Annotated in this window: 13 protein-coding genes; 6 read left to right on the top strand and 7 right to left on the bottom strand. The window is 72.2% G+C overall.

Going from position 1 to position 13,816, the window contains the following annotated elements; translation table 11 throughout:
• Nucleotides 1–27 precede the first annotated feature (27 nt).
• A complete protein-coding gene (locus AB0389_RS20660; protein ID WP_366396877.1) occupies nucleotides 28–420 on the bottom strand; it encodes an SCO5389 family protein in 393 nt (130 codons plus the stop codon).
• A gap of 212 nt (nucleotides 421–632) precedes the next feature.
• Here AB0389_RS20660 and nucS point away from each other — a divergent pair, with 212 nt between their 5' ends.
• A complete protein-coding gene (gene nucS / locus AB0389_RS20655; RefSeq protein ID WP_181957516.1) occupies nucleotides 633–1,304 on the top strand; it encodes an endonuclease NucS in 672 nt (223 codons plus the stop codon).
• A 573-nt stretch (nucleotides 1,305–1,877) separates the two neighbouring features.
• Here nucS and AB0389_RS20650 read toward each other — a convergent pair.
• The 3 genes from AB0389_RS20650 to AB0389_RS20640 all read right to left on the bottom strand — a co-directional run bounded on the left by AB0389_RS20650 (nucleotide 1,878) and on the right by AB0389_RS20640 (nucleotide 6,203).
• A complete protein-coding gene (locus AB0389_RS20650) occupies nucleotides 1,878–4,619 on the bottom strand; it encodes an ATP-binding protein (protein ID WP_366396876.1) in 2,742 nt (913 codons plus the stop codon).
• A 240-nt stretch (nucleotides 4,620–4,859) separates the two neighbouring features.
• Complete coding sequence (locus tag AB0389_RS20645) at nucleotides 4,860–5,183, bottom strand: STAS domain-containing protein (protein WP_066956508.1); 324 nt, start codon at nucleotides 5,181–5,183, stop codon at nucleotides 4,860–4,862.
• A gap of 171 nt (nucleotides 5,184–5,354) precedes the next feature.
• Nucleotides 5,355–6,203 (bottom strand): 3-hydroxyacyl-CoA dehydrogenase family protein, encoded by an 849-nt coding sequence (locus tag AB0389_RS20640; RefSeq protein ID WP_114661869.1) that lies wholly within the window; start codon nucleotides 6,201–6,203, stop codon nucleotides 5,355–5,357.
• Between the two features lie 249 nt (nucleotides 6,204–6,452).
• Here AB0389_RS20640 and AB0389_RS20635 point away from each other — a divergent pair, with 249 nt between their 5' ends.
• Together AB0389_RS20635 and AB0389_RS20630 are read left to right on the top strand one after the other, a co-directional pair.
• Nucleotides 6,453–7,025, top strand: a complete 573-nt coding sequence (locus tag AB0389_RS20635) for a cob(I)yrinic acid a,c-diamide adenosyltransferase (RefSeq protein ID WP_366396875.1) — start codon at nucleotides 6,453–6,455, stop codon at nucleotides 7,023–7,025.
• Between the two features lie 73 nt (nucleotides 7,026–7,098).
• Nucleotides 7,099–8,307, top strand: coding sequence for an MFS transporter (locus AB0389_RS20630; protein WP_366396874.1), 1,209 nt, complete (start codon nucleotides 7,099–7,101; stop codon nucleotides 8,305–8,307).
• 11 nt (nucleotides 8,308–8,318) lie between these two features.
• Here AB0389_RS20630 and AB0389_RS20625 read toward each other — a convergent pair whose 3' ends face one another.
• Complete coding sequence (locus tag AB0389_RS20625) at nucleotides 8,319–8,903, bottom strand: hypothetical protein (RefSeq protein ID WP_366396873.1); 585 nt, start codon at nucleotides 8,901–8,903, stop codon at nucleotides 8,319–8,321.
• Nucleotides 8,904–9,062: 159 nt separating this feature from the next.
• On the opposite strand from AB0389_RS20625, the gene AB0389_RS20620 reads away from it, so the two are divergent.
• The 3 genes from AB0389_RS20620 (at nucleotide 9,063) to AB0389_RS20610 (ending at nucleotide 12,719) form a co-directional block, all read left to right on the top strand.
• On the top strand, nucleotides 9,063–10,271 hold the full coding sequence (locus AB0389_RS20620) for a histidine kinase (protein WP_366396872.1): 1,209 nt from the start codon (nucleotides 9,063–9,065) through the stop codon (nucleotides 10,269–10,271).
• Nucleotides 10,268–10,921, top strand: coding sequence for a response regulator transcription factor (locus tag AB0389_RS20615; RefSeq protein ID WP_366396871.1), 654 nt, complete (start codon nucleotides 10,268–10,270; stop codon nucleotides 10,919–10,921). The genes AB0389_RS20620 and AB0389_RS20615 overlap by 4 nt, the downstream gene beginning before the upstream one ends.
• Nucleotides 10,922–11,045: 124 nt before the next feature.
• Nucleotides 11,046–12,719 carry a glycosyl hydrolase family 18 protein gene (locus AB0389_RS20610; protein WP_366396870.1) on the top strand — a complete coding sequence of 558 codons (1,674 nt, stop codon included), beginning with the start codon at nucleotides 11,046–11,048 and terminating at the stop codon, nucleotides 12,717–12,719.
• An 85-nt stretch (nucleotides 12,720–12,804) separates the two neighbouring features.
• Here the strand turns inward: AB0389_RS20610 and AB0389_RS20605 are convergent, their stop codons facing one another.
• The gene (locus AB0389_RS20605; protein WP_366396869.1) at nucleotides 12,805–13,251 is read right to left on the bottom strand and encodes a DUF2550 domain-containing protein; all 447 of its coding nucleotides are present in this window, start codon (nucleotides 13,249–13,251) and stop codon (nucleotides 12,805–12,807) included.
• Between the two features lie 128 nt (nucleotides 13,252–13,379).
• Nucleotides 13,380–13,754, bottom strand: a complete 375-nt coding sequence (locus AB0389_RS20600; RefSeq protein ID WP_114661853.1) for a F0F1 ATP synthase subunit epsilon — start codon at nucleotides 13,752–13,754, stop codon at nucleotides 13,380–13,382.
• Between the last annotated feature and the right edge of the window lie 62 nt (nucleotides 13,755–13,816).

Genomic DNA, 13,816 nt, shown 5'->3' with positions numbered 1-13,816 from the left:
CACAGCGCGGAGCGGCAGCAAGAGGCGTCAGCAGTCCCGGAGTTCGGGTGACTGATTGAGCAGCTGGGCCCTCACCGAGGTGAAGCGGGCCAGCCGCTCGTCCACCGCGGGGTCCAGCGGAAACACCGCGACACGGTGGCAGTTCTGGAATGCGAGCCGCACTCCGAAATGTCGCTGAAGAGCGCCACGAATGGCATCACTGGCGAGCGCGCGCAGCAGCTGACCGCGAGCCTGCTCGTCCGGCGGGGGCGTCTGGTTGTCGGCGAACGGGGTGCCGTCCACCTTCTGCTGTACCACCAGAGAACTGATCATCTCCCATGCGTAGGGCAGGGAGGTCCGGACGCAGTCGACGAATTCCGCTTCGTCGACCTCGCCTCGCTCGGCCTGTTCCAACAGCGCCGGTGAGACGTCGAGCGACATGGGTTCTCCTCTCGCGACCCCGGGACCCGGGGCCTTACGGGCAGGGAAGGAGGCGACGACGACGCAGCGTGCACGACCGGCGACCTCCTGCTTCCACGTTAGGCGCGCCGCCCGGACCGCACCAGGAGAATGGGACCACAACCGGCCAATAACGAACGGGGCTTCCGGGGCGAATCGCGCGGGGCACGGGCGGTCGGATAGCGTTGCCGACCATGCGTCTCGTCATCGCCCGCTGCTCCGTCGACTACGCGGGCCGGCTCACCGCCCACCTGCCCTCTTCGCCCCGTCTCATCCTGGTCAAAGCCGACGGCAGTGTGTCCATCCACGCCGACGACCGGGCGTACAAACCGCTCAACTGGATGTCGCCACCCTGCACGCTCAAGGAAGGTGTGGACGACGACGCCGGTGTATGGACCGTCGTCAACAAAGCGGGCGAGAAATTGATCATCACCATGGAGGAGGTCCTCCACGACTCCTCCCACGAACTGGGCGTCGACCCCGGCCTCATCAAGGACGGCGTGGAAGCGCACCTCCAGGAGCTGCTCGCCGACCGCATCGAGACACTCGGCGAGGGCTACACCCTGATCCGCCGCGAGTACCCCACGGCGATCGGCCCCGTCGACATCCTCTGCCGCGACGCGGACGGGGCGACCGTGGCGGTCGAGATCAAGCGCCGCGGCGAGATCGACGGCGTCGAGCAGCTGACCCGCTACCTCGAACTCCTCAACCGCGACCCGCACCTGGCCCCGGTCCGGGGCGTCTTCGCGGCCCAGGAGATCAAGCCGCAGGCACGGGTGCTGGCTACGGACCGGGGCATTGGGTGCGTGGTGCTGGACTACAACGGCCTGAGGGGCATCGAGGACGACAAGCTCCGCCTCTTTTAGTTGTCTTGGGCTGGGCCCGGTGTCTACCTGCGGTTGCTGGCCAGGGGCGGTGGTCTGTCTTGGGCGGGGCCCGGTACGCGCCTGCGGGTGACGGCCGGGGGCCGGGGGCCGTCTTGGGCTCGGCCCGGTTCGTACGTGCGGGTTGTCGCCGGGGTCCCCTCCGGGGGCACGCGCCCGGACTGCACGATTTACGCCGCGTGGCGGGCCGGGCCGTATGCGCGGGTCTCGCTCAGCGGCACAAATCGCGCTTTACGTCCGGACACATACCCCCTGCGGTGCCCCCTTCACCGCCCGCACAGACCCACCCGCCCCGGCCGGTCCGGGTCGTTTGTGCGCGGGCTGTCCACCGGCGGGAGGGGGCCGGGGTCGCAGGAGGTGACGTCCCCGGATGTAGAGCGTGATTTGTGCCGCTGAACGGTCCGCAGTCGACCGACGAAGCCGCACGCGGCGTAAATCATGCATCCGGGGATGCGCCTCCGGAGTGCCCCGGCCCCCGGCACAGGGCGAACCGGCCGCACCCGCAACCGCCCAGACCCACGACCCCTCGCCGGGAGGCGACCCCGCAAGCCATGGCTACGCCACCCCCTCCGGCTCCGGCTCCGAGGACATCGGCGCGCTCAGCGTGTTCTCCGGGGTCGACGGCGGAGGTTCCGTGTCCGTGTCGGTGGGGCTGCTGGTCGGCTCCTCCGACGGCGGGGTCGACGCGGGCGGCTCCGGGGTCGTGGGGGTGCTCGGCGACGTCGCCGAGTGGGTGGGGGTGGGCGTCGTCGAGGGCTCGGGGGGCTGTTCCGGCTCGGACGAGCCGTCGGACGGGTCCGTACCGTCGTCGGAGGGGCTGTCCGAGGGCGTCGCGGACTCGGACGGGCCCTCGCTGCTCGTCGACGCCGTGACGTCCGGGACGTTCTGATCGATCAGCGGAGTGCCGGGGTCGTCGTCCGTGGTGCCGACGGGCTGGTCGTCGGTGCCGGGGTCGTCGGTGCTGTCCGGGTCGGCGGACTGTTCCGTACGGAGCTTGTCCACGGGGGCCTTCTCGTTGCCCGAGGTCGCGCCGATCGTGACGACCGTACCGAGTACGGCCGCGAGCACCGCGCCCGCGCCCGCCGCGACCAGGTTGCGCCGCGCGCCGCCGAAGACCGGGCGGCGGCCGGACTGCTGGGGGCCCTGCCGGCTCACAAGCGTCACGTTCTCGCCGGAGCCGGGACCGCCGGGACCGCCGGGACCGCCGAGGCCACCCGGACCACCGAGTCCGCCGGGACCGCCCGGACCACCGGCCCCACCCGCCGGAAGCGCCCGCATCGGCGCGCGTACCGCCGTCGGCGTGGCATCGCCCGGAGGCAGGGACAGCGGCAGGGACGGCGGCACGGACAAGGGCGCGGGCGCCGCCGAGCGGGCCGGCCCCTCGTGCCGTACGAGCGACGCCGAGACGCCCCGCGGACCGCCCTCGCGGTCCGTGACCAGGGCGAGCGCCCGGCGGCCCGCGACCGTACCGACCTTGTCGGCGACCGCGCCGCGCAGGGCGACGGACGCCTCCAGCTCAGCGCGGGCGAGGGGAAGGTTGCCCACGCAGAGCGCGAGGACGCCCAACTCGTGGTGGAAATAGGCTTCTTCGGCGACCTCGCCGGCGAGCCGCGCGGCCTCGGAGCCGGTCCGCAGGACGCGTTCCAGCGCGCCCCAGTGCAGCCCGGCGAGGAACGCGGGCGCGGCACTGCGGGCGAGCAGGACGGCGGCGCTGGGGTGGCCGATCTCGCCGTCGGACGAGCCGGACAGGCCGGACGTACGGGAGGAGCCGGCCGCGCCGGACACGCCGGACGCGCCCGCGGACCCCGCCGCGTCGCCCGTGACCAGCGGCCCCATCGCCGCGAGGATCGCGTCGGCCTCGGCGACGGCCCGCTCGGGGGTGACCGAGGGGTGCCCCGCCCACCAGGCGTAGTGCTGGGCGGCCGTGTGCGCGTGGCCGACCGCGTCGTCCGCGTACCCGCGCGCCGCGAGCTGCGCGACGACGCCGGGGGCGAGCCGGTAGCGGGGGCCGACGGGGGTGAGCAGTCCGCAGTTCATGAGTTCGCCGAGGGCCGCGTCGGCGTGGGTGTCGCCGACGAGGGCCGGCAGATGGGCCTGGTGCGGCACCTCGCCGCCGAGCGCGACGGCGAAGCGCAGGGTGGCGCGGGCGGCGTCGCTGAGCCGGGAGGCGAGGAGCGCGGCGGGCGCGGCGCCCTCGCCGAGGGTGGGCAGCGGGGTGTCGTATCCGTCGGCGGCGTCGCCGGCGCCGGCCACGACCGGCAGCGCGTCGCGCGCCGCGTCGCCGGACGCGCGTGCGAAGGGCTCGAACTCGTCGGAGAGATCGGCGCCGCCGCGCAGCAGATCGCGCTGGCGCAGCAGCGCGCCCGCCTGGACGAAGCGGAGCGGCAGGCCCTCGGACTCGAACCAGAGGTCGCCCGCCCAGTTCGCCTCCTCGTCGGTGAGGGCGCGTTCCACGATGCGTTCGAGGAGTTCCAGCGAGGAGCCGCGGCCGAGTCCGCCGAGCGGGACCTCGTCGAGGCGGGCACCCGCCGAGGGCTGCTCGGTCTCCGGGGCGGCGGCGAGCAGGTAGGCGCATTCGGGGGTGGCCGCGAGAAGTTCGTCCAGCGCCTCGCCGCCGAGTTCGAGGTCGTCGAGGACGACGACGGCGCCGATGGTGCGGACGGCTTCGCGCAGTTCCGTACGGTCGGGCCGGTGGAGCGGGGCCCGGTGGACGGCGGCGTACAGCTCGTACAGCAGCTCGGTGGTGGTGCGGCGGTGGCCGGAGAGGCGGACGACGCCGTCGGGCGCGAGGTCCGCGCAGTCGGCGGCGACGGCTTCGAGCAGCGCGGTACGGCCGGAGCCCGGCTGGCCGGTCAGGCGTACGGACCGGCCGCGGCCCAGCAGTTCCGCCAGCCGCTCGCGCTCCTCCCGCCGCTCCAACAGCGGGAGCGGCGGTGCGGCGGGCCCCGGCGGTACGGGCGGGCGGCCCGCGCGCTGGAGGTCGGCGCGTTCCTCGGCGGTGTAACGCCCGGGCGCGGCGGGCCGGCTGCCTGGCGGGCAGCGCTCGATCTCGCTGCCGTCAACGGGGTTGACGGTCAGCAGGAGGTCTCCGGAGATCAGCTGAACGGTGCGGACGGGGGGCGGGGTGACGCCGCCGCCCTTGATGTGCGCCACGGCTGACGCGTGTTCACCGCCGGATGCGGAGTGATCGGCGCGGCCGGAGCCGTCGGTGGGACCGGGGCGGCCCGCGTCGTCGACGCCCGTGCCGCGCACGTCGTCGCGTGCGTACTCGTCCGGTCCCCGGTGTATCGGGTCCATGGTGAAAGCCCCCCAGATCGTGGCGTGCGGTGCCCCCGGCCTCACACGCCCATCTGTCGCTTCTGGTCCGGTGCCTGCTCTACGGGTCGGTCAATTCGCAGACGGGCGAACCCTAGACCTCGGGTCAGTATCCACGAACAGCCGGGGTGGTCAGCAGTCCAAGACATCACGGTCTTATGAGGATTGTGTGGTGTGCCCGGCTCGGCCCCTTGGGTCCCGGACCGGTTCCTTCGCTCCAGGTCAGACCCGAGGAAGCGATTCAGCGGCGATGCCGCCCTCGATGGCGAGAATGCGATGGAGCCGGGTGGCCACCAGCAGACGCTGCATCTGCGGGGGGACACCCCTCAGCACAAGCCTGCGTCCGCACCGCCCCGCGCGCCGGTGGGCTCCCATGATGACACCGAGTCCGGTGGCGTCCCAGGAGTCCAGCTCGGTCAGGTCGAGCACCAGATCGCCGGCGCCGTCGTCGACGGCCGAGTGCAGGACCGTACGGGCGTCCGCCGCGCTGCGGACGTCGAGGCGGCCCCCGACGACCAGCTCGGCGTGGTCGCCCCTGATGTGCATATGCGCTCCCCGAGAGTGCTTTTCCGTGCTCGGTGCCTGAATCTGTGTTTTCCGTACCTTCAACAACTGACGGCCTGGCGGCCGGAGAAGTTGCCGTTCGTGAGCGAACCGATACCGAATTCACCCCACGGGGTGATGGGATTCGGCCGATCCGGCGCACAGGCGGCCGGTTCAGTGCGTGTAGAAGCCCTGCCCGCTCTTGCGCCCGATGTCACCCGCGTCCACCATCCGGCGCATCAGCTCGGGCGGGGCGAACTTCTCGTCCTGGGACTCGGTGTAGATGTTGTCGCTCGCGTGCAGCAGGATGTCGACCCCGGTCAGGTCGGCGGTGGCGAGCGGGCCCATGGCGTGGCCGAAGCCCAGCTTGCAGGCGATGTCGATGTCCTCGGCGGACGCCACGCCCGACTCGTAGAGCTTGGCTGCCTCGACGACGAGCGCGGAGATCAGCCGGGTGGTGACGAAGCCCGCGACATCGCGGTTGACGACGATGCAGGTCTTGCCGATGGACTCGGCGAACTCCCGTGCGGTGGCGAGCGTTTCGTCGCTGGTCTTGTAGCCGCGCACCAGCTCGCAGAGCCGCATCATCGGCACGGGCGAGAAGAAGTGCGTACCGACGACGCGCTCCGGGCGGCCGGTCACCGCCGCGATCTTGGTGATCGGGATGGCGGAGGTGTTGGAGGCGAGGACTGCGTCGTCCCGTACGAGCTTGTCGAGCGCGCGGAAGATCTCGTGCTTGACGTCGAGCTTCTCGAAGACCGCCTCGACCACGACATCGGCGTCGGCGACGGCGTCGAGATCCGTGGTCGTGGTGATCCGGGAGAGCGCCGTGTCGGCGTCGGCCTCCTCCAGCTTCCCCTTGGCGACGAACCTGCCGTACGAGGCCCGGATGCCGTCCACTCCCCTGGCCAGCGCCGCGTCGGTGACATCCCGCAGCACGACGTCCCAGCCCGCCTGGGCCGCGACCTGCGCGATTCCGGATCCCATGAGTCCGGCTCCGACAACGGCGAGCTTCCTGGCCACGGCGTACCCCACGATTCTCGAATGGCTTCTGTTCAGCCTTGACGTCACTTTTACAACTTCCCGCTCTGCCGGAGGTTAGCGGTCACGGACGGCCGTGTAACGGCGAAGAGATGCGCGTCACGTCTCACATGACGGACATCACACCGGCGGGACCGGCCGGCCGCCGCGCCCTCCTCCGGCCGGGCCCATCCGGCGCCGCGCGCCGCGTACTTGAGCGCGGGGCCACCGGCGGCTCATTAGGCTGGCCGCATGGTCAATCTGACGCGTATCTACACCCGCACCGGCGACAAGGGCACCACCGCGCTCGGCGACATGAGCCGTACCGCCAAGACCGACCTCCGGATCTCCGCGTACGCCGACGCCAACGAGGCCAACGCCGTCATCGGTACGGCGATCGCCCTCGGGCAGCTCGCGCCCGAGGTCGTCAAGGTCCTGGTCCGGGTGCAGAACGACCTCTTCGATGTGGGCGCGGACCTGTCCAACCCGGTCGTGGAGGACCCGAAGTATCCGCCGCTGCGGGTCGAGCAGTCGTACATCGACAAGCTGGAGGCGGACTGCGACCACTTCCTGGAGTCCCTGGAGAAGCTCCGCAGCTTCATCCTCCCCGGCGGTACGCCGGGCGCGGCCCTGCTGCACCAGGCGTGCACGGTGGTGCGACGGGCCGAGCGCTCGACCTGGGCGGCGTTCGATGTGCACGGGGAGTCGATGAACGCCCTGACGGCGACGTATCTGAACCGTCTCTCCGACCTGCTGTTCATCCTGGCCCGGGTGGCGAACAAGGAGGTCGGGGACGTGCTGTGGGTGCCGGGCGGGGACCGCTGAGGGCGCACCCCCGGACGTGTGACAACGTGCTCCGGGAGGAACTTCAGCACCTTTATCCGGACGGGGCCGCCGTATGCCGACCATCGAGGAGACCGCCGACGCCCGGCGCGTGACGCGCTGGCGCGGCGGGCTGTTCGCCCTGTTCGGGGTCGTCGGGGTGTCGATGGCGTCCTGGGTGACCCGTACGCCCGCCATCCGCGACGAGATCGGCGCGTCCACCGCAGGGATGGGCGTCGTCATCTTCGGGCTGTCCGTGGGCGCGATGGCCGGTGTCCTCGCCTCCGGCTATCTCGTCGCCCGTCACGGCGGCCGTCCCGTCGCCGCCGTGGGCGTCTCCCTGGTCGTCCTGAGTACGGTGGTCCTGGGCGCCGGCGCGGCGGCCGGCAGCGCGGCCGGGGTCTTCTGCGCCCTGATGCTCTTCGGCTCCGGCAGCGGGCTGATGGAGATCGCCGTCAATGTCGAGGGCGCGGCGGTGGAACAGGCCCTGGGCCGCCCGGTACTGCCCGCCCTGCACGGCTGTTTCAGCGCGGGTACGGTCGTCGGCGCGGGGCTCGGCATCCTGCTGACGGCCGTCGACTTCCCCGTCGTATGGCATCTGTGGGCCGTGGGGGCGCTCTGCGCGCCCGTCGCGCTGTGGGCGGTGCTCCAGATGCCCGCGCACACCGGCCGGGAGACCGCCGGATCCGCCGACGCGCCGCGGCTGACACCGGCCGAGCGGCTGGCGGTCTGGCGCGAGCCGCGGGTGCGGATGCTGGGCGTGATCGTGCTGGGCATGGCCCTGGTCGAGGGCGCGGCCAACGACTGGCTGCCGCTGATCATGGTGGACGGTTACGGGCTGGGCTCCGCCTACGGCTCGCTGGTCTACACGCTCTTCGCGGTGGCCATGACGGCCGGCCGGTTCTGCGGCGAGTACGTCCTCGACCGCTTCGGCCGCACCACCGTGGTCCGTACGAGCGCGGTCTTCGCCGCCGCCGGGATCCTCGTCGTCGTCCTCTCCCCGCATCCGGCGCCGGCCGCAGTCGCCGTCGTGCTGTGGGGGCTCGGTGCCTCGCTGGGCTTCCCCGTCACCCTCTCGGCGGCCGGGGACACCCCGCACGGGGCCGCCGCCCGGGTCAGCGCCGTGGCCACCACCGGCTATCTCGCCTTCCTCGCGGGCCCGCCCGCGCTCGGTCTCCTGGGCGAGCATGTGGGCCTGCGCAACGCGATGCTCGCGGTCGCGGTCGCGGCGGTCGTCGCGGGCACACTGTCCCGGGCGGCGGCCCGGCCGGCCGTCGAGAGCTGAACGCCTGACGCTCAGCGCTTCGTCATCAGCGGCGGGGCGGACTCCGGCTCCCCCGCCGGGTCCTTCGGCGGCTTGTGCGGCCACAGCAGAAACGTCAGCGCGATCACCCCGTGGATCCCGGCCGCCCGTACCGCGAGGGCCTGCCAGTCCGCCAGCGGCCCGGTCCGGCTCGCGTCGCCCACGTACGCGATCGCCAGCTGGAGCAGGACCAGCGCGACGGAGGCGGCCACGACGGTACGGAGCCACAGCCCGCCCTCGTAACGCGCCCGCGCCATGCCGTAGCGCGGCGGCCGGACCGGGGGCGGGCCGCCCGCGAAGCGGTGGGCGGCCCAGCCGTCGATCCGCTTGACCGTGTAGTGGCCGTAGCCGACGGTGAAGCCGATGTAGAGCGCGGCCAGCCCGTGCTTCCAGTCCGGCTCCGCGCCGTTCCTCAGGTCGATGACCGTGACGGTCAGCAGGACGACCTCCAGCAGCGGTTCCAGCAGCAGGACCGCCCCGCCCAGGCGCGGCAGCCGCGCCAGGTAGCGCAGCGCCAGTCCGCCGGCCAGCAGCACCCAGAATCCGACCTCACAGATGATGATCAGTGTGACGATCACGGCTCCACTCCCTCTCTCTCCGCTCCAGCCTCCCGTCCCCGGGGCCGCACCACGTCGTCGGCGGTGACGAGACGCGACTGCATCCTTCGATGCAGTCCCGCGGTCCGGCTCCCCCGCTGTGGTGAGGCCCGGCCGCGACCGGCGGTGTTGGATGGCGGGGTGTACCTCTCCTCTCTCCGGCCGCACCGCGACGATGTGCTGATCGCCGCCGCCGGGCTGGTCGGCGGGCTCGCCCTGTGGGCCGTCGGACTGCACTTCCAGGGCGTACGGCTGCTGCCGGGACCCTGGGTGCTGCTGCCGCTGACCGTCATGGCCGGTCTCGAACTGCTGCGCAGGACCGCGCCCCGGACCGCTCTGGCGATCGGCACGGCCGCGCTGGTCTGCGATCAGCTCACGACGGGCAGCGTCGCGACCGTCCTGATGTACACCGACCTGGTCTACGCGGCGGTGCTGTACGGGCCCCCGGCCGCCGCCCGCCGTATCCCCCGGGCCGCGGCGGCGGTCACGGTGGTGGCCGCGCTCGGCTTCACCGCCTGGTTCCAGCGGGCCGACGCGCTGCTGATCGGCCTGGCCATCGGTCTGGTCGCCTATACGCCCGCCGCCACGGGGGCGCTGGTCCGCAACCACCGCGACGCCGCCGAGGCCGCCCGGCTGCGGGCCGGGCAGATCGCACTCCTCGCGGAGATGGACCGTACGCAGGCGGTCACCGCCGAGCGCGCGCGGATGGCCCGCGAGCTGCACGACATGGTCGCCAACCACCTCTCGGCGATCGCGATCCACTCCACCGCCGCGCTCTCCCTCGACGACGAGCGCACCAGCCGGGAGGCGCTCGGCGTCATCCGGGAGAACAGCGTCGACGGGCTGGCGGAGATGCGCCGGCTGATCGGCATCCTGCGCAGCCGCGACGGCGAAGGCGGTGACGGCGGCGAGGCGCGGGTCCCGGCCGCCGCCCCGGCCCTGAGCGCGCTGGACACCCTGCTGGAGCAGGCCCGTACGAACGGCGCGTCCAGCGGGCTCGTCTTCACCCTGGACGACGGGCGCGACCCCGGGACCGTACTCCCCGCGCCGGTGGAGCCGGCCGCGTACCGCATCGTCCAGGAGTCGCTGACCAACGCGCTCAAGCATGCGGCGCCCGGTACCGTCGCCGTCGAACTGGCTTCGGTGGAGGGCGCGCTGACGGTACGGATCAGCAGCCCGTACGAGAAGCGCCCAGGCCCGCGCGCCCCCGGCTCGGCCGCCGGGCTGATCGGGATGCGCGAGCGGGTGGCGCTGCTGGACGGAGTGTTCGAGGCCGGGCCCGACGCGGCGGGCCGGAGCTGGGTGGTGCGGGCGGAGCTGCCCGTCACGGAAGGAGGCGGTACGGCATGACGATCCGGGTGCTGGTCGCGGAGGACCAGTCGGCGGTACGGGCGGGGCTGGTGCTGATCCTGCGCAGCGCCCCGGACATCGAGGTCGCCGGGGAGGCGTCCGACGGGGTGGAGGCGGTGGCGCTGGCCCGCGAACTCCGCCCCGATCTGGTGCTGATGGATGTGCAGATGCCCCGGCTCGACGGGGTGTCGGCGACCCGGCAGGTGGTCGCCGAGGGGCTGGCGGACGTGCTGGTGCTGACGACGTTCGATCTGGACGAGTACGTCTTCGGGGCGCTGCGCGCGGGCGCCGCCGGGTTCCTCCTCAAGAACGCGGAGGCCGCCGAACTGCTGGCGGCCGTACGGACGGTGGCGCGCGGCGAGGGGCTGATCGCCCCGGCCGTGACCCGCCGGCTGATCGCCGAGTTCGCCGCGCACCCGCCCATGGGCGCGGCGGCGGGGACGGCCGGCCCCGGGGCCCTGGCCACGCTGACGCGGCGGGAGCGCGAGGTGCTGTCCTGCCTGGGCGAGGGGCTGTCGAACGCGCGGATCGCGGTCCGTCTCGACATGGCGGAGGCGACCGTGAAGACCCATGTGAGCAGGCTGTTGGGGAAGTTGGAGCTGCACAACCGCGTACAGGCGGCGGTCCTCGCGCGCGAGTGGGGCATCTGAGCCCCACCCGGCTCGTCTGGTCTGGACCTATTGACGGGTGGTCCAGACCTTTCTACTCTCACCGCACAGTCTGCGGTAGGAGCCACCGCACGATGAGCCCACCCAACTCATCCGAGGAGCACACGTGAACACCCAGCCGACCCCCCACATACGACGCCTCCGGCGCAGAACCGTCGCGGGACTGACCGCGCTTCTGCTGCCGCTCGGCGCGCTTGTCGGTCTCGCCACCCCCACCCAAGCCGCCCCCACCCAAGCCACCACCCAATCCACCGCCGGCCGAACCACCTCCGCCCTGGCCGCCGCCCCGACCGCCACCTACACCAAGGTCTCCGACTGGGGCACGGGCTTCGAGGGCAAGTGGACGGTGACCAACTCCGGTTCCACCAGCCTCTCCTCCTGGACCGTGGAGTGGGACTTCCCCTCCGGTACGGCCGTCACCTCCGGCTGGGACGCCGACATCACCGGCGCGGCCAACCACTGGACCGCCAGGAACAAGTCCTGGAACGGCACCCTCGCCCCCGGCGCCTCGATCAGCTTCGGCTTCAACGGCACCGGCGCCGGCGCCCCCTCCGGCTGCAAGCTCAACGGCGCCGCGTGCGACGGCTCGGGCACCCCGGACCCCGGCACCCCCGACCCGGGCACTCCCGACCCCGGCACCCCGGACCCGGGCGACCCCGGTACGTCCGGCAAGGTCAAGCTCGGCTACTTCACCGAGTGGGGCGTCTACGGCCGTAACTACCACGTCAACAACCTGGTGACCTCGGGCTCCGCCGCCAAGATCACCCACATCAACTACTCGTTCGGCAATGTCGTCGGCGGCAAGTGCGTCATGGGCGACAGCTACGCGGCGATCGACAAGGCCTACACCGCCGACCAGTCCGTGGACGGCGTCGCCGACAACTGGGAGCAGCCGCTGCGCGGCAACTTCAACCAGCTGCGCAAGCTCAAGGCGAAGTACCCGCACCTGAAGATCCTCTGGTCGTTCGGCGGCTGGACCTGGTCCGGCGGCTTCACCGAGGCCATGCAGAACCCGACGGCCTTCGCCCAGTCCTGTTACGACCTGGTGAAGGACCCCCGGTGGGCCGATGTCTTCGACGGCATCGACCTGGACTGGGAGTACCCGAACGACTGCGGGCTGTCCTGCGACTCCAGCGGACCCGCCGTCTTCAAGACGATGAGCCAGGCCATGCGCGCCAAGTTCGGTACGGGCAGCCTCGTCACGGCGGCGGTCACGGCCGACGCCTCGACCGGCGGCAAGATCGACAAGGTCGACTACGCGGGCGCCGCCCCGTATCTCGACTGGCTCAACGTCATGACGTACGACTTCTTCGGCGCCTTCAGCGCCCAGGGCCCCACCGCCCCGCACTCCCCGCTCACCTCGTACACCGGCATCCCCAAGGCAGGCTTCAACTCCGCCGACGCGATCGCCCGGTTCAAGGCGCAGGGTGTGCCGGCCTCGAAGCTGCTCCTCGGGATCGGCTTCTACGGGCGCGGCTGGACGGGCGTGACCCAGGCGACGCCCGGCGGCACCGCCACCGGCGCGGCTCCGGGTACGTACGAGGCGGGCATCGAGGACTACAAGGTGCTGAAGAACACCTGCCCGGCGACCGGCACGATCGCGGGCACCGCGTACGCCAAGTGCGGCTCCAACTGGTGGAGTTACGACACCCCGGCCACGATCACCTCGAAGATGGCGTGGGCCAACCAGCAGAGCCTGGGCGGCGCGTTCTTCTGGGAGTTCTCCGGTGACACCACCAACGGCGAGCTGGTGACGGCGCTCAGCAGCGGACTCGGATAACCGTCCGGGAGTACGAGCGAGGGGGCGGCGCCCATGGGCACCGCCCCCTCGGCCACGTCACCGCAGCCGCGTCACACCGTCCGCGTCACGCGACGTTGACGCGCTGTCCGGGCGGCGCCGCCTCCAGCCAGGCCAGGAAGCCGGTGAGCGCGTCGTCGCTCATCGCCAGCTCCAGCCGGACGCCCCGGTGGGTACAGCCGAGGATCACGGCGTCGGAGAGGAGCGCCAGCTCCTCCTCGCCCTCGGGGGCCCGCCTGGCCAGCACCTCGATCGCGGAGCGCTCCAGGGTACGGCGCGGACGCGGGGCGTACGAGAAGACCCGGAACCAGTTGATCCGGTCGCTGTTGTAGCGGGCGACCCCGTACACCCAGCCCTTGCCCGACAGATCGGGCTCCTCGGACACCTCCCACCGCAGACTGCAGTCGAACGTGCCGCCGGAGCGCTGGATCAGCCGCCGGCGCAGCCCGAAGACGAAGAGCCCCAACGCAACCAGGACGACGACCAGTCCGCAGACAAGCAGAGCGAGGATCATCAACACCGACCTCCTCGCTCATCCAGTACCGGAACCACAGAAACCGCACCCGCATCGCCTCAGCCGCGACCCGGTCCGGAGGGGTCCGGAGCGAGCCGCGGCTGAGGGTAAATCCGTGGTGACCGCCCCTATCGGGCCGCCACCGCACGCAGACGGACGTCGGCACGACGCTCGGCGGCGGCGTCCTGACCCGACTTCGCGCGCTCCAGCGCCCGCTCCGCACGCTGGGGGTCGATCTCGTCAGCCAGCTCGGCGAACTCCGCCAGCAGCGAGAGCTTGTTGTCGGCGAACGAGAGGAAACCGCCGTGCACAGCGGCGACGACCGTTCCCCCGTCACTCGTCCGGATGGTCACCGGGCCCGACTCCAGCACACCGAGCAGCGGCTGGTGACCGGGCATGACGCCGATGTCACCGGACGTGATGCGCGCGACGACCAGGGTGGCCTCGCCGGACCAGACGCTGCGGTCCGCGGCGACCAGCTCGACATGCAGCTCAGCAGCCATGGGTGGGGCTCCTCGGGTCACCACCCGGTCGTATCGCCGGGTGTTGGCTTCAATTCTATGGG

It is taken from the genome of Streptomyces sp. NPDC093109 (genome assembly GCF_040701725.1).
Lineage (GTDB): Bacteria > Actinomycetota > Actinomycetes > Streptomycetales > Streptomycetaceae > Streptomyces.
Note: the sequence above shows the minus strand (reverse complement) of the source record. Positions and strands in the feature narration are given on the sequence as shown.

Bases quoted from the DNA above. Each gene is read 5' to 3' on its own strand.
- AB0389_RS20600 (WP_114661853.1), bottom strand. From the start codon at position 13,754: ATGGCTGCTGAGCTGCATGTCGAGCTGGTCGCCGCGGACCGCAGCGTC.
- AB0389_RS20615 (WP_366396871.1), top strand. From the start codon at position 10,268: ATGACGATCCGGGTGCTGGTCGCGGAGGACCAGTCGGCGGTACGGGCG.
- AB0389_RS20660 (WP_366396877.1), bottom strand. From the start codon at position 420: ATGTCGCTCGACGTCTCACCGGCGCTGTTGGAACAGGCCGAGCGAGGC.
- AB0389_RS20635 (WP_366396875.1), top strand. From the start codon at position 6,453: ATGGTCAATCTGACGCGTATCTACACCCGCACCGGCGACAAGGGCACC.
- nucS (WP_181957516.1), top strand. From the start codon at position 633: ATGCGTCTCGTCATCGCCCGCTGCTCCGTCGACTACGCGGGCCGGCTC.
- AB0389_RS20650 (WP_366396876.1), bottom strand. From the start codon at position 4,619: ATGGACCCGATACACCGGGGACCGGACGAGTACGCACGCGACGACGTG.
- AB0389_RS20645 (WP_066956508.1), bottom strand. From the start codon at position 5,183: ATGCACATCAGGGGCGACCACGCCGAGCTGGTCGTCGGGGGCCGCCTC.
- AB0389_RS20605 (WP_366396869.1), bottom strand. From the start codon at position 13,251: ATGATCCTCGCTCTGCTTGTCTGCGGACTGGTCGTCGTCCTGGTTGCG.
- AB0389_RS20630 (WP_366396874.1), top strand. From the start codon at position 7,099: ATGCCGACCATCGAGGAGACCGCCGACGCCCGGCGCGTGACGCGCTGG.